Source organism: Nocardiopsis sp. NPDC050513 (assembly GCF_044457925.1).
In the GTDB taxonomy this organism is placed as follows: domain Bacteria; phylum Actinomycetota; class Actinomycetes; order Streptosporangiales; family Streptosporangiaceae; genus Nocardiopsis.
This window is the reverse complement of the sequence record NZ_JBITHK010000024.1, coordinates 16,223-34,737: the sequence shown is the minus strand read 5'-3', so window position 1 is coordinate 34,737 and position 18,515 is coordinate 16,223. Positions and strand designations below refer to the sequence as shown.

At 72.9% G+C, this 18,515-nt stretch carries 15 protein-coding genes; 8 read left to right on the top strand and 7 right to left on the bottom strand.

The genetic code is table 11. From position 1 onward, the window contains the following. On the bottom strand, nt 1–1,629 hold a 1,629-nt coding region (locus ACIBFB_RS26630; RefSeq protein WP_397234800.1), incomplete at its 3' end, for a tetratricopeptide repeat protein. Between the two features lie 153 nt (nt 1,630–1,782). Here ACIBFB_RS26630 and ACIBFB_RS26625 point away from each other — a divergent pair. The 6 genes from ACIBFB_RS26625 to mobF (ACIBFB_RS26600) all read left to right on the top strand — a co-directional run bounded on the left by ACIBFB_RS26625 (nt 1,783) and on the right by mobF (ACIBFB_RS26600) (nt 9,005). Then, nucleotides 1,783–2,622: a hypothetical protein gene (locus tag ACIBFB_RS26625; protein ID WP_397234798.1), complete on the top strand. Its 840-nt coding sequence runs from the start codon at nt 1,783–1,785 to the stop codon at nt 2,620–2,622. Between the two features lie 83 nt (nt 2,623–2,705). Continuing rightward, on the top strand, nt 2,706–3,086 hold the full coding sequence (locus ACIBFB_RS26620; protein ID WP_397234796.1) for a hypothetical protein: 381 nt from the start codon (nt 2,706–2,708) through the stop codon (nt 3,084–3,086). Between the two features lie 128 nt (nt 3,087–3,214). Further along, entirely contained in the window at nt 3,215–3,922 is a 708-nt protein-coding gene (locus ACIBFB_RS26615; protein ID WP_397234794.1) for a ParA family protein, read from the top strand. A 254-nt stretch (nt 3,923–4,176) separates the two neighbouring features. Continuing rightward, complete coding sequence (locus tag ACIBFB_RS26610; RefSeq protein ID WP_397234792.1) at nt 4,177–4,485, top strand: hypothetical protein; 309 nt, start codon at nt 4,177–4,179, stop codon at nt 4,483–4,485. A 491-nt stretch (nt 4,486–4,976) separates the two neighbouring features. Further along, a complete protein-coding gene (locus tag ACIBFB_RS26605; RefSeq protein ID WP_397234790.1) occupies nt 4,977–5,129 on the top strand; it encodes a hypothetical protein in 153 nt (50 codons plus the stop codon). A 192-nt stretch (nt 5,130–5,321) separates the two neighbouring features. Beyond that, complete coding sequence (gene mobF, locus ACIBFB_RS26600) at nt 5,322–9,005, top strand: MobF family relaxase (RefSeq protein WP_397234788.1); 3,684 nt, start codon at nt 5,322–5,324, stop codon at nt 9,003–9,005. Between the two features lie 463 nt (nt 9,006–9,468). Here mobF (ACIBFB_RS26600) and ACIBFB_RS26595 read toward each other — a convergent pair whose 3' ends face one another. After that, nucleotides 9,469–10,962, bottom strand: coding sequence for a DUF2637 domain-containing protein (locus ACIBFB_RS26595; RefSeq protein WP_397234786.1), 1,494 nt, complete (start codon nt 10,960–10,962; stop codon nt 9,469–9,471). Between the two features lie 136 nt (nt 10,963–11,098). On the opposite strand from ACIBFB_RS26595, the gene ACIBFB_RS26590 reads away from it, so the two are divergent. Further along, nucleotides 11,099–11,470, top strand: a complete 372-nt coding sequence (locus tag ACIBFB_RS26590; protein WP_397234784.1) for a hypothetical protein — start codon at nt 11,099–11,101, stop codon at nt 11,468–11,470. Further along, on the top strand, nt 11,467–12,795 hold the full coding sequence (locus ACIBFB_RS26585) for a relaxase/mobilization nuclease domain-containing protein (protein WP_397234782.1): 1,329 nt from the start codon (nt 11,467–11,469) through the stop codon (nt 12,793–12,795). Before ACIBFB_RS26590 ends, ACIBFB_RS26585 begins: the two co-directional genes overlap by 4 nt. Nucleotides 12,796–12,804: 9 nt before the next feature. On the opposite strand, the gene mobF (ACIBFB_RS26580) is transcribed toward ACIBFB_RS26585, so the two are convergent. The 5 genes from mobF (ACIBFB_RS26580) to ACIBFB_RS26560 form a co-directional block, all read right to left on the bottom strand. Next, on the bottom strand, nt 12,805–15,948 hold the full coding sequence (gene mobF, locus ACIBFB_RS26580) for a MobF family relaxase (RefSeq protein ID WP_397234780.1): 3,144 nt from the start codon (nt 15,946–15,948) through the stop codon (nt 12,805–12,807). 249 nt (nt 15,949–16,197) lie between these two features. Further along, on the bottom strand, nt 16,198–16,698 hold the full coding sequence (locus tag ACIBFB_RS26575; RefSeq protein ID WP_397234778.1) for a hypothetical protein: 501 nt from the start codon (nt 16,696–16,698) through the stop codon (nt 16,198–16,200). A 200-nt stretch (nt 16,699–16,898) separates the two neighbouring features. After that, nucleotides 16,899–17,042, bottom strand: a complete 144-nt coding sequence (locus ACIBFB_RS26570; protein ID WP_397234776.1) for a hypothetical protein — start codon at nt 17,040–17,042, stop codon at nt 16,899–16,901. Nucleotides 17,043–18,016: 974 nt separating this feature from the next. After that, nucleotides 18,017–18,154 (bottom strand): hypothetical protein, encoded by a 138-nt coding sequence (locus ACIBFB_RS26565; RefSeq protein WP_397234774.1) that lies wholly within the window; start codon nt 18,152–18,154, stop codon nt 18,017–18,019. Between the two features lie 71 nt (nt 18,155–18,225). Beyond that, a complete protein-coding gene (locus tag ACIBFB_RS26560) occupies nt 18,226–18,381 on the bottom strand; it encodes a hypothetical protein (RefSeq protein ID WP_397234772.1) in 156 nt (51 codons plus the stop codon). Nucleotides 18,382–18,515 lie beyond the last annotated feature (134 nt).

Below are 18,515 nucleotides of genomic sequence, written 5' to 3'. Positions count from 1 at the left end.
CCCGAGGTTAAACATCGCGCTGACGTCGTCTTGTTCGGCCGCCCTCCGGTACCAGCCCTCGGCCTCCTCTGCTCGGTCCGCCTCCTTCAGCAGGGCACCGAGGTTGACCATCGCGGAAGTGTTATCTTGCTGGGCGGCTTTCCGGTACCAGGCCTCGGCTTTCCTGGTATGGCCCGCCTGTGCCAGCAAGACCCCGAGGTTGTTCATCGCGAGAGTGCTGCCCTGTTCGGCCAAGGGGCGCCAGGCTGTTTCGGCGATGTCGGCCTGTTCAGCTCGGTAGGCCGTGACACCGATAGTGAAGCGGTCCTGGTCGGTGGCCGCCTCCAGAGCGGTGTGCCACACGGCTTTGGGCAGGGGGTCTTGGGTGGTGAGGTAGTCGAAGGCTCGCCAGCGGTGGCCCTGATGGTCGGCGGGTACCAGCAGCCCGGCCAGGCCGCTGCGCTGTTGGGTGGCCCATTCCCAAGCCTGGTCGACCTCCTCGGGCAGGGGCGGCGGGGCGGGCAGGTAAGCGGTGTGGGCGGCCTGAATCTGCTCGCGTGTCAGCGGGCTCGTCAGCCCGGCTTGGGCCAGGCCCACCGCCGCGGCGACCAGCGCGTACCCGCGCGGGTGACCGCCGTCCGGGCCGCCCTCCCACACCTGCTGCAGGTAAGGGCCCGCGGCCAGCTGCTCGGCCACGCCGAAGCGCTCGTCGGCGGCGGCCCGGGCCAGGCGCTCATCGCCGCTGGCGCTGGCACGCTCACGCTCTTGCCCACTCCAGTCACGCCGGACGGTGACCGGTGGGGTCTTGAGCACCGCATAACCCACCTCCTCAGTGCCCGGAGCCGGGTCGGTGGCGCTGGGGCGCAGGGAGTCCAGGCGTTCTTGGCGGATGGTGGCGGCCACCACCGCGCCGGCCTGGCCCAGTTCGGCGACCAGGGCCGGGGTCAGACCGGAGGCGGCCAGGTGGCGGTCCAGATCGTCCAACCACACCACCCACCCGTGTGGTGCGCGTGCGGCGCTGGCTTGGAGCCAGGCGGGCAGGGGGCGCAGGTCGGCGTCCTCGGGCGGGGCCACCAGCATCCGCTCGGGCAGGGTCCGGGCCAGCGCTGCGGCGAGGGCGCGGGTCTTGCCCGCGGTCGAGGCCCCGGCCACCAGCACCAGGCCGCCACGCGGTCCGGCCGCGGCCTTCTCAAGGCGTTGGTCGAGTTCGGTGTCGGCGTCCCTGGCCACGTAGGGGGGCAGGCCTTCGCCCGCGGGGCCGGGCAGGGCGTCGTGGGCGCCAAGTTCGTGCGCATCGGCCTGGTGGGCGGGCAGGGCCACCCTTATCCACCCCGGCACCGGTGGAGTGGCTGGGGCGGGTGGGGTGTTGACGGTGACCGGGCCGTGGATGGCCCCGGCCTGGAATGCGGTGCCGTGGTTCTCGCCCATGCGGTTGTCCACCCGCGTGCTGGCCGGGGCAGGTGCCGGCGCTGGGGAGGGAGGGGTGCGGTGGGGCCAGGCCAGGGCCAGGGCTGCGGCGGCCAGGACGAAGGACCCGGTCCCCGCGGCCCAGGACACCTCCTCCAGACCGGGCAGCAGCAGGGAGGCGCCCAGCACCGCCAGCGAGGCCGCCCCCACGGCCGCGAGGATCCACACCCACGTTCGTCGCATGCGACGATTCTTCCGCCTTCGCGGCGTTTCCGGCCACGCCCGCCGGGGACCGGCGCCCGTGGACCGCGCCGCCCCCGGCCCACCGAAGACCCAGAACCCCCCATCCCGTCAAGGAAACCTTGACGGAACAAGGGGTCAAGCTAGCCTTGACGTATGGCCCGTTCACGCACCCCCCACGCCCTGCGCGCACTCGCCGCCCGCTTCCGCGACCGCCACCCCGGCTGCCGCATGGACGCCGACCACGAGGGCGGCCAGACCTGGATCCTGTCCTGGAGGGACGGCCCCAGCCTCCAGCGGGTGGAGGAGGCCGCCGCCGCGGCCGCCCCCCACGCCCAGGTCGGCGCCCACCGCTCCTACTCCCCCCGCGCCTGGGCGCTGGCCGCGATCGAGGCCTGCCTGCAGGGGCGCACCGGCCCCCGCCCCGGCGACGGATCCGCGCTGGCCCGCCAGGTCGAGGGCGCCCTGGCCCAGGCCGAGGACCCCGACCACGCAGGCGACGCGCGCCGCGCGGCCATGGCCGAGGCGCTCATCCGGGCCTGCGAGGACCCCGCCTACGAGGACCGGCTCCTGGCCCCGGTGGCGAAGGAGGGCCTGGCGTGGCTGCTGACCCCCTACGAGGCCGCCACGACCGACGCGCCGCTGGCGATGGGACCGGCCGAGCACCTGACCGCCCGCTACGCCCGCGGCGCCGACGAGGGGGAGTGGACCCACCGGCTGCGCGCCCTGCCCGCGCCCGTCCTGGTCCAGCGCGCCGGCGCCGACCCGGGGCTGGACCGCGCCGGCCGTCTGGCGGTGCTGGGCCTGTTGGAGGAGATGCGCGCGCTGTGGGCGGCCACCGAGGGCGCCGCGATCGCGGCCGCCCGGGACGCCGGCGCGCCGGGCGGGCGGGCGTCCTGGTCCCAGATCGGCGCCGCGCTCGGAGGGATCTCCAAGCAGGGTGCCCAGGACCGGGCCAGGAGGCGTGAGAAGGGTGGGGCGGTCCGCCTGCGCTGACCAGGGATGTCAAGGTTTCCTTGACGTACTGGCGGACGCCGCGGCGCCACGTTGCATGGGCAACGGAACGTTGCTAACCTCGGGTGCAACGAATCGTTGCACACCTGGGGGTTCCCGTGCCGTTGCCCGAGTCCGAGATGAGCGCCGCCCACGACCGCCTGGCCGCCCGCCACGGCCCCGTCACCACCACCACGCTGCTCCAGATCGGCCGCGACCCCGACTCCACTGAGCAGGATCGCCTCGACGCGCTCACCGTCATCGAGCGCATGCGCGCCGACCTCAACTCAGCCGAGTACCACCTGCTCGACGGCGCCCGCCGTACCGGCACCGGCTGGTCGGTGCTCGGGGCGGCCCTGGGGGTCACCCGCCAGGGCGCCGAACGCCGCTGGCTGCGCGGCGCGCCCAAGGCCGTGCCCTCCCGCGACGCCGAGGTCGGAAGGCGCGACCGCCGCCGACTCACCTGAGCAACGAAACGTTGCAAGCTCCCTCTGTCAGGACCAGACCGGTATACGGGTGTACCTGTGTACCGGTACGCACGTACACCCGTATACGTGCTTCCAGGTGTGCCGGTACGCCGGGATACTGGTGCGCCATGAGCAGACGAACGATCATCGCCGTCTCCTCCTGGAAGGGAGGGGTCGGCAAGACGACGCTGGCCTACGAGGTCGCCTACCAGATGGGCGCCGTCCTGGTGGATCTGGACTGGGACCGGGGCAGCTCCACCCGCGCCTGGGGGTACCGCACCGAGCGCCGGATGCGCTCCCCGCTGCTGGCGGCCCTGGAGACCGGAAAGACCCCCAAGTGGATCCCCGGAGGGGAGACCAAACCCGACCTGCTCCCCGGGCACGAGGACTTCGCCCTGGCCCAACCGGGGGCCGAGCAGATGGCGGATCTGTTGGAGAAGTGGGCGGCCGAGTGGGACCGCGACATCGTCGTGGACACCCACCCCGGCGGGTCGACCGCCTCGACCCTGGGAGCGATGGCCGCCGCCGACCGCGTCCTGGTGCCGGCCTTGTTCGAGGAGAAGCCCATGGAGGCCCTCGAAGGGATGTTGGAGCAGGTTCCCGACTACCCGCTGCTGATCATCCCGAACCAGATCAGCGGTGTGCCCAAGGCGCGCTATATCCAGTGGCTGCGCAGGATCACCGGCCAGGCCGGGGTCGCCGTCGGCCCGATCGTGCACGAGTACTCCTGGCTGGAGACCCGCACCCTGCGCCGCGCCGTGTCCTCGGCGCCGGTCGCGGTGCGGGCCCAACCCTTCGTGGACGAGATCGCGCGCGTGGTGGAGGCTGCGGTCTGATGGACGGATTCGACGAGCTGGAGGCCGACGTCCGGAACAAGCGGCGGCCGCGCCAGACCAACCGGCGGGGCGAGATCACCCCGCCCCCGCGTCATCCCAGAACCACTGAACCCGCAGGTGGACAGACATCGGCACACCGGCATACCGGCGTACCGGTACACGGGTCTACGGGCACACAGACATCCCCGTATCCGCACACCCCGGCACCGGAAACCCCCGACGCCGCGCCCGCCCAGGAGCCGACGCCGGGGGCTGTGAACGAGCAGGGCGCCAGCCGCACACGGCGGACAAAGCCGAAGGCGACCAAGCCCACCGCGGCCGCTGGCGACAGCACGCGGACACGACCGCCCTCGGTCGAGGCGTACCTGACCGAGGACCTCATGGACTGGCTCTGGCAGGTGCGCGGAGTGGGGATGGCCAAGCGCCGGGAGAACGTCGCCTCAGCCGTCGTGCGCCTGGCCCTGGAGGAGCTGCGCACACGGATGAGCCCCGAGCAGATCATCGAGATTCTGGACCAGGCGCCCGCCCCGACGAAGGGTGCCACGCGCGGCCGACGCCGGTAGACCCGTATGCCGGTCTACGGGTGTACCGGTACACCCGTAGACCGGCATGCATGCCTCTGAACTGCGCGAACACGCGATTGCAGTTCTGTGCACCCTTCCGCTGTCTGGTGCAGGACTGTGCAAATTCTGAACGCGGTGGCCAATCACTGCAGTCGTGTGCATGCCCCACGACCGGCAGGGGAGGCGACGGTGGGCGTCCCGATGTACCCGCGCATCGGGTTCGAGCCCGACAGCCCGCTCCACTGCTACGGCCTGAAGCGCTGAGCCGTCGGCCTCCCGGGAACATACCGGGCACGACGTTCCCCCCGCGTCACCCTCCGGAGGTCCCCTGTGTCCCTCGGCATGATCCTCATCGCCGCCGTCCTGGCCCTGCTGTGGGTGCTGGTCCTCACCCCCCGGACGGGGCCGGGGACGGAGGAGGCGACGGTGGCTCCGGCGACGGGGGCGGGGGAGGGGGAGGGGACGGCGGTTCCTGACACCCCCTGCGCGGCGTGGACTGGAACGCCGGCGCCCAGGGCCTGGCCGAGGCCGATCTGGCCGCGGACACCGCTGAGGGCGGGTTCGCCGTCGACCCGGCCGTCCGGTTCAGCCTTGGCCCCAAACACTCACCATCAGCAGAGGCGGCGGAGGAGTCATGTTCGTAGCCGGTGCGTACCGCCAGGTCGGTGGCCGACCCACTGATATCCCCGTGTCCGTCAACATGTGTGGCCGGATGCGGCCGTTGCGCGGGGTGGGCAGGGCGGGGACCGCTAGGGTCCCTGAAAGGCAAGAGGAGTGCGCAGGGATCTGCGATCCGCACCAACGGCGCTTCGAGCGCCTGGACGGGAGGCCGCCGCGTGGCGTGGCTGACCGTGCTGGGCCCCTCCGCCGAACAGGTCGAGTACCGGCTGTCGGAGCGGTGCGGGTGCGACCAGACCGCCACCGCCGAGCACGACGACGCCGTCGTGGACTACCGGATCCAGGGCGCGGATCGGGCGATCACCCGGATCGGGTCCGGGTGGGCCGAGTTCGGCCACACCTCCGGTGAGGCGCTGCGCACGAAGGCGGACCTGGACACCGTGCGGGCGGTGATGGCCGGAGCCGACCCACGCTCGGGTGAGGAGTTGGTCGCGCCGAAGAGGGCGGTGGACCCGCGCGCGACGCTGGCCGCGAGCCCGTTGGTGGAGGCGGTGGGGATCATCGCAGAGGCCGCTCATCTGACCCCCGCCCAGCTGCTCGCCCGCAGCGACCGGTCGGCCGAGCGGTTCGCGCGTTTGGTGCGTGGCCTGGCCCGGGACGGGGACGCCCACCGGGCACCGGTCAAGGACCTGTCCGCGATCGCCACGGCCGCCGGGGTCGACCTGGAGGTGCTCTACGACCACCAGGAACTGGCCACCGCCCGCGACCACGCCGACGCCAAGGTCCGGATCGGCAACCGGGGCTATGACCTGGTCCTGAACATGCCCAAATCCGTCAGCGTGCTCTACGGCCTGGCCGACCCTGCGATGGCGGCACGGATCGAGGAGCTGTACCTGCGGGCGGTCCGCGAGACTGTGGCCGGGGTGGAGGCCTGGTGCGCCTACGGGGTGTCGGGCCACCACGGGGGCGGACGTGCGGCCGAGCGCGTGGACAGCAGCGGGTTGATCGGGTCGGTGACGTTGCACCGCTCCGCCCGCCCCGTCGGCGGGCAGGTCGGGGACCCGCACATCCACGCGCACGTCATGCTCGCCAACATGGTCCGCTGCGCCGACGGCCAGTGGCGGACCGTGGCCTCAGGGGGTCGGGACCTGCACCGGCATGTGCAGGCGGCGGGGGAGCTGGCCAAAGCGCGTGTGCGGGAGCTGCTCGCCGCCGAGCTGGGGGTGGTCTGGCAGCGGTGCCAGACCTCGGGGGAGTGGGAGATCGCCGGGATCGACGCCGACGTGCGCGGCACCTTCTCGCGGCGGGCCGGGCAGGTCAAGGACGCCGTCGGCAAAGGCGCGAGCGCGGCCGCCCAGCGGGCGCACGCCCGCAAGTCCGCGCACGCCAAACAGGACGTGTCGCAGTCGGACCTGCGCACGGCGTGGGCGAAGCGGGCCGTGGCCGCGCGGATCGACCCGGTGCGTCTGGTCGCCGGGGCTCTCGGGCGCGGGTGGGACGGCCCCGCTCCTGCCGCAGGTTCGGGCGGTGGGCCGCCGCACCGGCCCGGACCGCCCGATGTGGACGCTCTCGCGGCGGCGGTGTGGGACCCCCAGACGGGGGTGACGGCCAACAGCAAGACCACGACCAGGGCGAAGGTGTTGGCCGCGGTCGCAAACGCCTGCCCGACCGGGGTGGGCTCGGCGGTGGAACTGCAGGCCCTGGCCGACGCCGTCCTCGCCCACCCCAGAGCGGTGCGCCTGCCCGACCAGGGCAACTCGCACCTGTCGCACACGGACCGGTACACCTCCCTCGACCTGGTCCAGGCCGAACGCGCGGTCGTGGCGGCCGCCCGGCGGCGCCGCGCTGCGGGGGCGGCCGTGGTCGAGCGGGGGGTGTCGAGCGCGGCACTCAAGAGCTGGTGTGAGCAGAAGGGGTTCGCGGTCAGTGCTGAGCAGCTGGCCGTGATCGTGCGACTGGTCGAGGACGGGCACGGTCTGGACATGGTCCAGGGCGTGGCCGGGGCCGGGAAGACCTCGATCATGTCGGCGGCGCGGTGTGTGTGGGAGGCGGCCGGGTACCGGGTCCAGGGCGCGGCGGTGGCGGCGGTGGCCGCCGAGGGGCTGCGGGCCGAGGCTGGAATCGCCTCCCGAACGGTGGCGTCCTGGCTGCGGCGCATCACCGACGGGCCCGGCCTGGAGGGGGTCGACGTCCTGGTGGTGGACGAGGCGGGGATGATCGCCGACCGGGATCTGGCGTTGCTGGTGGTCGAGGCCGACCGCACCGGCACCAAGATCGCCGGGATCGGCGACTCCCAGCAGCTCAGGGCGGTGGGGGCCGGGGGTGCGTTCGCCCGCATCCACCAGCTCCTGGAGGGCCCGACCCTGACCGAGAACCGCCGCCAGCGCGGCGACCTGGACCGGCGAGCGCTGCGGACCTGGCGCGAGGGCGGCCGCGGGTCCGCGCTGGCGCTGTGGGCCCAGAACGGGATGGTGCATGCGCCAGCCGATCTGGATCTGGCCTACGGGCAGATGGCCGCCGCCTGGTGGAACGACCGTCAAGCCTTCCTTGACGCCCCTGGTGGGGCGGCAACGCACGAGGTCATCGACCAGCTGCTGATGCTGGCCGCCACCAACGACGCGGTGACCGAACTCAACACGCGTGCCCGCGCGATCGCCCGCACCGAGGGACTCCTGACCGGCGACGATGTCGTCTACCGGACGGTCGGGGGTGGCACGGTGGCCATGGCGCCCGGCGACCAGGTGCGCGTGACCCGCAACGACTACCGGTCCCGCCGCGACCCCGACAGCCCCGATGTGCTCAACGGCTACCGGGGCGTGGTCCTGGACGTGGACCTGCGGCAGGGGGCGCTGATCCAGTGGCGCACCCACGACGGGCAGCACGAGCGGGCGTGGATGGACCCCGCCCAGGTGGCCCGCGGGGACCTGGTGCACGCCTACGCCATCACGATCGCGGCCGCCCAGGGGCTGACCTCGCAGCGCTGCCACGTGCTCGGCTACGGGGCCGACGCCCACAGCCTCTACCCGGCCATGAGCCGGGCCAAGGAGCGCACGGACCTGTACCTTCCGGCCGCGGAGTTGGAGCCCGAACAGGTGCGGTTGCGCCTGGGGCAGGCCCGCACCCCGCAGGAGGGGCTGCACCGGGTCGTGAGCGCGTACGCGGCCACGCTCACCGACACCCCGGAGACGATGGTGATCGACGAACTCGACGAGGTTGATGTCGAGATCGCGCCTGCGGCCGCCACCGGGCGGCAGGGCGGCACCCGCCCCGAGCACCAGGAGCCGGACGAGCATGAGCGACTGGCCGCACAGTCCGCCGCCCTGGTGCGCCGCGCCAACGAGATGGACGCCGACCTGCTGCCCACTCTGCGGGAGGAACTCCGCCTGGCCGAGGACCGCGCCACGCAGGGGCGGATGCGGTTGTTGATGGAGGGCACCACCCCCGCGGCCGCACGGGCGGTCGTCCAGGCGGCCCACGACCGGCTGGACGAGGCTTTGAAGGCCGTCCGTGGTCTGCGGGGTGAGGCGGCCGCCCTGTCCCGCCAGGCCGAGCAGGCCCGCCACCGTCTGGAACGGGAGCACGCCCGGGCGGCCGAACACCAGCGCCGCCAGCGGGACCTGGATGCGGTGGCCCTGGACCACGGGCTGACCCGCTCGGAGCTGCACGCCTTGGACGAGGGCCACCAGGCCGCGTTGGAGACCAGCAGCGCGGTGCGTCCGGCCGTGCGCTGGGCCCGCGCCGCCCGCCTGCGCCAGGCCAAGGTCACCGCGCCCCCGACGTCGGCCAGGGCCGCTGCCGGTCGCCGGCCCGTACCCAAGACCCCACCACCGACCCCGCAGGAGACCCCGGCCGCGCGCCAGACGCCCGAGAGCCGCAGAGCAGGACGCGGGCCCAAGCCGTAGACGTTCGGGCTGGCGACTGGTGGTACCAGGGGGGCCCACCCCCCTTGGACCCCCCGTCCCGACCGGGAACCTGGCGCGATGCGGGACGTGCGCAACGATCCGTTGCACGCGCCAGAACCCCGGCCGGCTCGGACCCCGGCAGTTCTTCGCGTGTCGGACCCAGGGAGCACGACACCGGCCCCGAACTCCACCGGTCGCCTCTGGCCACCCCCTCGGTCCCGCCCGCCCCGGTGAGCAACCAACCGTTGCCTTGCCGGTGGGAGTGTCCGCGCGGTCCACGGTCGCCGGTTCGCGTTGGCCACGAGTTCGGCCATGGCCAACGGCGTTGGCCATCATGGCCGGCCACTGACCGACACGGGCGCCCTGGCCACTGGCCACGTTGGCCAAGGCTGGCCATGGCCAGCAGACGCATGGCCACCCTGGCCTTGGCCAGCGGCCATGGCCAACGCGGTGGCCACCCGGGTCAGTTCCTGGCCATCACGCTGGCCAAGTCCGCCTCCTGGCCATCCCCGACGGCCACCGGCCGGCCAGGGTCTGGCCGCCCCGTGTCCACGGACGTGGGCTGGCTCAGGATCTCGGACCGGTAGCGGCGGGCCGTGCGCGGCGCCGCTCCGATGCGCGCGGCCAACTCCCCGTCGCTCATGCCGGGATGCTGGTCCAGCAACTCGCGCACCCGGGCACGCTTTTGCCCGGGAGACAAAGGCCCCGTTGGTGCGGAAAACGGGTCCGCCTCCTCGGTCGACTCCCCGCCAGGCTCGTGCTCGTCCTCGTCGGGGACGGCCGCTTCCTCCCGCGCGTGCTGGGCGACGCTGTCCGTCGCTGGCATCGAGGTCTGGTCGTGTTCCCAGGCGTTGGCCATCTGGCCATCCTGCGTGGCCACGTCCACCGGATGCGCGGCCGGTTGGCCAACGTTGGCCAACTGTGTCTCGGCGGCGTTGGCCATCTGGCCAACCTGGGTGGCCACGTCCACGGGGAGCGCGGCCGGTTGGCCAGGCTCGGCCTCCGGTGTCTGGACAGCGGTGGCCAACCCATGGCCAGGCTCCGTGGCCACCTCGCCCTCACCCCTGGCCACCGTGGCCATGTCCTGGCCAACCCCCTGTCCGAGGGTGGCCACCTCGTCGGCGGTCATGGCCACCGTGGCCGCGGTCATCGCCCGCGTCAGCTCGAAGGCCACGTCGAGCTCGTACCCGTTGTCCAGCATCCACCGCAGATGCCGCGGCGTGTGCCGACGCCACGCGCGCCCGTACTGCTCGCGCAGCATCGCGTAGGCCAACTGGCGGCGCTGCTCACGCCCCAACGCCTCAGGGTAGGAGGCCACCCCCCACCCCAGCATGAGCCGGGCCACCTTCAACGTCGACAGCGGATGCGCGACCCACCGACCGAACGGGATCCGGTCAGCGGCCTGCCCGTGCGCGAGCCCGGCCAGATGACGAATCCACGCCGCCACCCCCTCGGCGATCAGGATGATCACGATCGGCGGACCCGCGTGCCCCAGATACGACGCCGTCGTGCCCTGCCCCTGGGACACGTTCAACACGATGGTGATGGCCGAGAGCGCATAGGCCGCCCACCGGTTCAGGGCGTGACGCCGACCCTGCCACTCCATGAGCAGGTCCATGGCCAGGAAGTACACGATCACCGCGTCGATCCCCAGCGGGAACAGGAACCGCAGATCACCGTCGTTGATCGCGCGCAGCTGTGTGTCGGCCAACCACGTGGCCGCCTGGTACAGGGCCGCGTAACTCATGGTGAACGCGACCAGGATCAACGCCAACGCCACGGCCGCGATGACCACGGTCGCCACCAGGTACCCGCCGTGCAGTCCCACCTGCCCCTCCCGGTCCCGGACGGGCTCGCGCGAGGCCGCCCGGCGCAGCACCCACACCACCACCCCGGTCAGGGCCAGGGCTGCGGCGGCGACCAACCACCAGGACGGGGCGGACAGCAACTCGGGCATCGGCGTCTCCAAAACAGGCGTAACCCGGACGAGTGTGCCAGACCCCCGCCCACAACCCCCGTTGGCTCCACCCGCACCCATCCACGATGATCAAGGGCGACCACGACCCGCACAGCCACACCAGACAGGGGCCAAGGTGGAGCAGACGACACAGCGCAGGCGCGGTAACCGCAGGCAGGGAGTGCGCCGCGACAACTTCGTCAAGCTCAGCCTCAGCGACGACGAGCACGAACTCCTCACCCGCGCGGCCAAGGACCAGGCCATGACCCTGAGCGGGTTCGCCGCCCACGCCGCCCTGGGTGTGGCCCGCCACACCCTGGACGTCACCCCCGACGCCCGTGAGACGCTCGTCGCCCTCAACGACGCCGTCACCGCCCTGGAACGCCTGCACGCCGACCTGCGCGCGTCCACCGACCCTGAGGGGCTCGCTCGCGTGGTGGCGACCATCGTCCGCGCGGTGGAGGCCCTGGAGAACGCCGGCGACGCCGTCGCGGACGCACACCGGTGATCGCCAAGGTCATGCGCGGCCAGGACACCCTGGGCCTGCTCCGCTACCTGTACGGGCCCGGCCGCGCCAACGAGCACACCGACCCCCACCTGGTCGCCGCCTGGCGCGCCCTGGGCGTGCCCGACCCCGGCCGCGACCCCGACGCCGACCTGTCCGTGCTCGCGCGCCGCCTGGACCGGTTCGTCCGCCCGGAAGTACGTCGCCACGTGTGGCACTGCGCCGTGCGCGTGGCCCCCACCGACCGGCCCCTCACCGACACCGAGTGGGACCACGTGGCGCGCAAGATCGCCGCCGCCGGCGGAGTCGCCCCCCTGGGCGACGACCGGGGCTGCCGGTGGGTGGCCCTGCGCCACGACGGCGCCGAGAGCCACCACATCCACCTGCTCGCCACCCTGGCCCGCCAGGACGACACCAACCCCGACATCCACAACGACGCGCTGCGACTGCGCGATGCGTGCCGCGCTTTGGAGGACGCACTGGGGTTGCGCCCCACCAGCGCCTCGAACAACACCTCCGCCCCCTCGCCCACCCGTGGGGAGACGGAGAAGGCGCACCGCCAGGGGCTCGACCGGCCCTCGCGCGCGGTGTTGGAGCGCCTGGCCCGGCGGGCCGCGGTCGCCTCCCGCACCGAGCAGGAGTTCCTCGACGCGGTGCGCTCCACCGGAGCGCTGGTGCGCCTGCGCGAGACCGGCCAGGGCGGGCCCGCGGCGGGGTACGCGCTGGCCCTGCCCGGCGACACCGCCCCCGACGGCGGGCCGGTGTGGTTCTCCGGCACCGCCCTGGCCCCCGATCTCTCGCTGCCCCGGGTGCGGGACCGGTTCGCCGGTGCCCCCGCAGCCCCGGCTCCGCTGCCAGCGGCGGGCCCCTGGGGCCAGGCGGCGACGGCGGTGGGTGAGCTGTCCGAGCACTGGGACGGCGCCGGCCAGGGGGTGCGTGCGGCGGGCGCGGCGGCGCTGGGCGATGTGCTCACCGCCGCGGCCGTGGCCGCTCCTTCCCACGTGCGTCAGGTACTGCAGGGAGCTGACCGCGACTGGAGCCACGCGGGCCGACCCCCGGTGGGCACCGCTCGCGCCGCGGTGGCCGTCCGGATGCGTGAGGCGGCCCGGGCGCTCAGCGCCGCCGCCCCCAAGGGTCAGGCCCCGGTGGGCGAGCTGGCCGTGCGCCAGGCTCTGCAGGCCCTGGCCGGCGCGGCCGAACAGGTCACGGCCTGGTACCGCTCCTGTTCCTGGGAGCCCCAGGAGCGGTCCGCCCGCCTGGCGGCCGAGGCCCTGAGGGCGGCGGTGGGGGGAGACGGCGCACAACCCACCCTCAACTTTACGATGTAAAGCTACGGGTCAGGAACGACCACGCCCCCGACGATCCGGGCCGCCAGGACGGCGCCGCACACCAGGGGCCGCACCGCGCTGACCCTGGCCCGCGCGCCTGCTCACCGCCTCACCCACCCGCACCGGCGCATCCAGCAGCTGCCCCGCCCCCGGTGTGCGCTCCGGCGCGGGGGCCGACTCCCCAGCCCCGGCCCCGTCCAACTCGTCGATGACCAGCCCCTCGTCACGGTCGTCCAGGGTCCGCGCGTAGGAGGCGATGCACGCCTGCACCATCTCCTTGTCGTTGCGCGCCCCCGCCAACCGCTCACGCAACCGCGGATCCGCCAACGCCTCACCCGCCAGATACAGCTCCGCGCGCTGACGCGACCGCGTCATCGCCGGATACAGCGAATGCGCGTCCGCCCCGATCCCGTACACGTGCACACGCTCACACGTCAGCCCCTGAGCCGCCGCGATCGTCATCGCATACCCCAGGCTCAGATCACCCCGCCCGATCGCCTCAGGGCTCATCCAGGCACTGTGCACACGCCCCCGCTGGCGCCACTGGACCCGCGCCCCGCGCCGGGCGTCCACCTCGGCCACCACACCCCGAAACCCGTTCAACACATCAGGGCCCTCACCGCGCCGCGACCGGTAGTCGTTGCGGCGCACCCGCACCACGTCCCCGGCCGCCAACGCCAACCGCCCCCCGCCCGCGACCGCGAAACCGACGTCGTCCCCACCCAGGTGACCGCCAACACGCGCCATGGAACGGATGCGGTGGTTGAGCTCGTCCACGTCGCTGTTGCGCGCCGCCAACACCAGCACGTCCTCGACCGCCTGGAACCGGTCACCGATCCCCTGACGGTCGTTCCACCACCCCAACGCGATGGCCTCATGGGCCTCGAACGCCCGCTCGGCGGCGTGCACCCGCCCAGCACGCCCCCACACCGACAGCGCGCTCTCCCGCGCGCCGTCCAACCACTCCCGCAACGCCTGCTGGTCCACCGCATCGCTCTGGCGCCGGTTCTCCGTCAGCGTCTCACCCTTGACCAGGGTGTGCACCGCCGCGAACGCCCCACCCACCCCGATCGCCTTGAGCTGCTTGGGGTCGCCGATCCCCACGATCTTGGTGCCGGTGCGCTCGGCCTCGCCCACCAAAACGGCCATGGACCGGTCATCGACCATCGCGGCCTCGTCCACAACCAACACGTCCACACCCTCAAGCCCCGGCCCGGACTCGATACGCCGCAACCAGGTCGCCACGGTGTTCGAGGCGATCTGCGACTCCGCCTGCAGGTTCGCCGCGGCCACCGCCGCGGTCGCAGCCCCCTCCACCCGGTACCCGGCCTGGGACCACCCCGCGTACACCGCGCTCATCAGCGTCGTCTTGCCGGCCCCGGCCACCCCCCGCACCAGGTCCACACCATGGCCCGCCCCCAACAAACGGGCCGCGGTGCGCCGCTGCTCGACCGACAACGCGAACCCGCGCTCGGCCTCGAACTCCCCCAGCACGGCCAGCGCCCGCTCCCGGCCCACGACCGCCGCCCCCTGGCCCAGCCGCCGCCGCGCCGAGGCGGTGATGGTGCGCTCGGCCTCCACGATGTCGGCCGAACTCCACCGGTCGGCGTTGGACAGGTGCGCCCCCTCCACCGCAGGCAACAGCACCCCGCGGCCCGAGGCCAGCACCGCGTCGGTGAGCACCTCCAGCTCCGACACACGCCCCACACCGCCCGGCAGCGCCGCCGCCACCGCCGCCATCACCTGGGCCCGGTTGACCACCTTGCGGGTGGCGGTCACCCCCGTCTCGGGGTCCCACACCCGCGCCGCCAACTCCTCCAAAGGCGGCAGTCCAGACGACGCCGACGCATCGGCCGGCCTGCCGGGCAGCGCGGCCGCCACCACCGCGTCCACATCACGGCCGGCCGCCTCAGCACGCTGGCGCCACGCCTGACGGGCTGAACCCGACTCGCTCAAAGGATTCTTGGCCTCGGCCAGAGCCCGCCCCGCCGCCTGTTTCTGCGCCCGTGAGGCATCGGCCCCCACCAGCTCGTTGATCTGATGCGACCGCGAACTGAACAACCCCCGCAACGCGGGATCGAAACCGCTGATCTCCCACTCGCCGGTGCGCTCGTCCCGCTCCCACACCGCCCCGTAGCGGCGGGCCAGCTTCTCACGCATCCGCGCCTTGGCCAGCTCACCCGCCAACCCCACGTGCCGGTGCAGATCCCGCCCGCCCGCCGCCAGCGTCCGCCACTGCCCATCAGCGCACTTGACCATGTTCGGGATCATCACGTGCGCGTGGATGTGCGGATCACCCACCTGGCCTCCCACCGGGCGGGCCGCCCGGTGCAACGTGATCGAGGCCGCGAACCCGCCCGACTCCACCCGCCGGGCACGCTGACCGTCACCGTGGTGGCCGGCCATCCCGTAGGCGACCCACCCCTCCACATCGGCCACGGTCTCGCTCACCGACTCCAGGTAGATCTCCTCGATCTCGGCGGCCGTCTGCTCATCGGTCAGCGCGAAGGCCAACGACACGCTCTTGGGCATGTTCAGCACCAGGTCATAGCCCCGGTTGCCGACCCGGACACGATCCTCGGCATGGGAACGGGCCGCCTCCAGCTCACCGGCCTCCCACACCAGACCCGGATCCACCCCGGCGGCCTCGGCGATCGCCTCCAGCTCCGCCACCGGGGCCCGGTGGGCCTGGCCGTCGCGCACCAAACCCTTCTCCAAGCGGGCGAACCGGGCCGCCAACCGATCCGACTCCAACAGTTCGCCCGGCTCCATGTGCGCGGCCTCGGCCACCGCCCGCACCGCCTCCACCAACGCAGCGGCCGCGAGCTTGGCCCGCGGGTCCACCCCCATCTTGGGGTCCACCAGCTGCTCACCGGTGCGCGGGTCACGGCCGGCCATCACCTGGCGCATCGACTCCAGCGCGGCCTCATCACCCAGCGCGGTACCCGCCCGCTCACCGAACTCCGCCCACCCGGACCCCACGCGTTCCACGGGCCGCGCCGACCCGTACAACCGGTAGTCCGCAGCCGCGTCCTCGCCCTGGTCGCCGTGGGCTCGGGCGGCATCGTCGTGGGTGTGGGCGGCATGGTCGCACCCGCACTGGCTCTTGAGCCGGTAGTCGACCTGGGCGGCGTCCGGGCCCAACGTCGTCACCCACGCCACCCGCACCACCCCGCCCTCGGTCCAAACACCCCTCGCTGGCCCACACCCCCACACCCACAGGGGCTCGGGAAGGCGGACGTCACCGGTGGGTGGGACGCCCCACCCACCTCACCGGTTCGCACACACCACCGCAAAAGGCATCGAAACACACCATGACCGCCAAAGGCCCCGGGGCGCCCGGGGGGCGGCACAGCGCACCCGCCACCACACGCCACCGCGGGCACGCCACCAAGGGCGGGGTCAGGGGCGCGAACCCTCACCGCCGGTCCACGGCAGCACGGGGCGCCGCTTGTCCGACCCCGGCCCCGGACCCGGGCGGCTGTTCCACATCAACAACAGATCCCGCACAAAGAACTTGGCCCGCGGATACCACCGCTGCCCGTCCACCGTGTCCGGCAACGTGTCCGGACGATCGTCCTTGATCTGCGTCACGCTGCGCCCGTCCACCCCGATCAGCTTCGCGAACCCCACCAACGTCACCTGCCGGTCCAACTCCTGCTCCGCCAACTCCACCGGCCGTGCCCGCCGCGGCCGAAACGGCTCCAACTTGGCCGGGTCGTACCACGCGCTGCCCCCGCCACCGCCCTTGTCCGTCACACCCTTACGCCGCCGCTCGGGGGCCGGGAAGCCGGGGTAGTACCGCGGCATCACATGCACCGCGTACCCGTGGCTGTAACCCACCTGGGCCGCCCACTCCTTCAACGTCACCAGACCCCGGGCGTCCTCACGCTCGTCACCCATCACCGGCTCCCTTCACCTCGACCACGACCACACCGAACAGCGACCCCACACGCCTGCCCGACCCGCATCCCCCACAACCAGCACCTTGATCGACACGCCGACACACCCCTACTGCGATACCTACGCTCTCCCCGTTCTTGGGGGCGGGGGCGCGGGTCCGGCGGGGGCCACCCACCCAGCGGCGGGCGGCCCCGGCGGGGTCACTTCTTCTTGACGTCCTCGCGGACCTCGGCGGCGTGCTCCTGGATGTCCTTCCGGAGCTCCTCCGGAGACGGTCCGCCGCTCTCGGCCTTCTGGATGATCTCCTCCGGGTCCCGGCGGAGCTCGTCGTGCCACCTGGCCATGGTGTGTCCTTCCTTCGGCGGTTGTCTGGCTACCGGTCGGCGGGTCGGGGGGTCTTCGGGGCGGGCTTGGGCTTGTCGGGGTTCTCGGGCGGGTCCATCACCTTCACGGCTGGGCTCCTTCACGCTGTGGAGTTCTCAAGGAACGGTCTTGCGGGGTGGGGCGCCCGACGCTGCGGGCGCCCCGGTGGTGCGGTGAGCCCGTGATCACTCCCAGGGGCGGGGCTCCTGCGGCTTGGGCTGCGGGCGCGGACGCGGGTTCACCGGCTTGGGGTCCTTCGGCATGTTCTCTCCCTCAGTGTAGATACTACCCGTTTCGTGGGCGGATCAAACCACCCGCACCGAACTTCTTCGGGCGGATCGCAGATCCCTGCGCGCACACCAGCCCCCGCCGGACCCGCGCCCCCGCCCCCAAGAAAACCCACCCAACCCACACGCCGCCAACAGCACAAACACGACAACAGCCGCTGAAATCTATAACTTGCTCTGCTCTGTCTTTGTGCCTCTCACCGCACCCCCAAGGGCTTCAACCCTCAGAGCGCAGCGGCGCGCCACACCCGCAGACAGGCACGCGCTCGAGCCCTCGACTCCGAACGGGCAACGCCCAAGAGCGGAACGACGCCAGCCCGCCAGGCCCCGTCGGCCATCCCGCCCGAAGACCGCGCCACGCCCGCAGATCCCTACCGAGATACCTACGCTCTCCCCGTTCTTGGGGGCGGGGGCGCGGGTCCGGCGGGGGCCACCCACCCAGCGGCGGGCGGCCCCCGGGGGGTCACTTCTTCGGGGGCTTCGTCTCGGTCCGGCGGGGCGTGTTGATCGTCCCGTCGGAGTCCGGCTCTCCGTCCTCGGTGCTGCGAACGATGCTTGCGAAGATGCTCACTGTTGGCCTCCTGGCTCTCTGTGGAGTTCTCAAGGAACGGTCTTGCGGGGTGGGGCGCCCGACGCTGCGGGCGCCCCGGTGGTGCTGGCCGTACCAATCAGGGGTGCGCCGGGGGCTGCTGCTGGTTCCGGCGGGCCTCCTCCTCCTGCTGCTGCCGGATGCGCTCCTGCTCCTCACGAATCCGGCGGTTCTCTGCGGCGATCTCGTCGATACGGGCCTGCTCCTGGGGGTCCATCCCCTCACTTCCTCACTGTAGATACTACCCTCTTACGAGGTGGGGAAACCTGCTCCGCCGAACTTTCTCGGCTACCTGGCGGCCACGGCCTGACTGACGCTGACCGGCTGCGCCGTGCAGCGCTTCGAGGACTTCTTGCCGCACGATGCGGCCGTGCTCCCCAGTACGACGGCCCCCACCAGGGCGACAGCGGCGGCCTTCTTCCCGGCGGCCTTCTTGATGCTCATGGGTCCTGCTCCCTCATCGGTCGTTGTGGTTGCGGTGCCGGATCGCAGATCCCTGCGCGCACACCAGCCCCCGCCGGACCCGCGCCCCCGCCCCCAAAAGGCCCTGACCACACCCAAGAACAGCCCTTACCTGC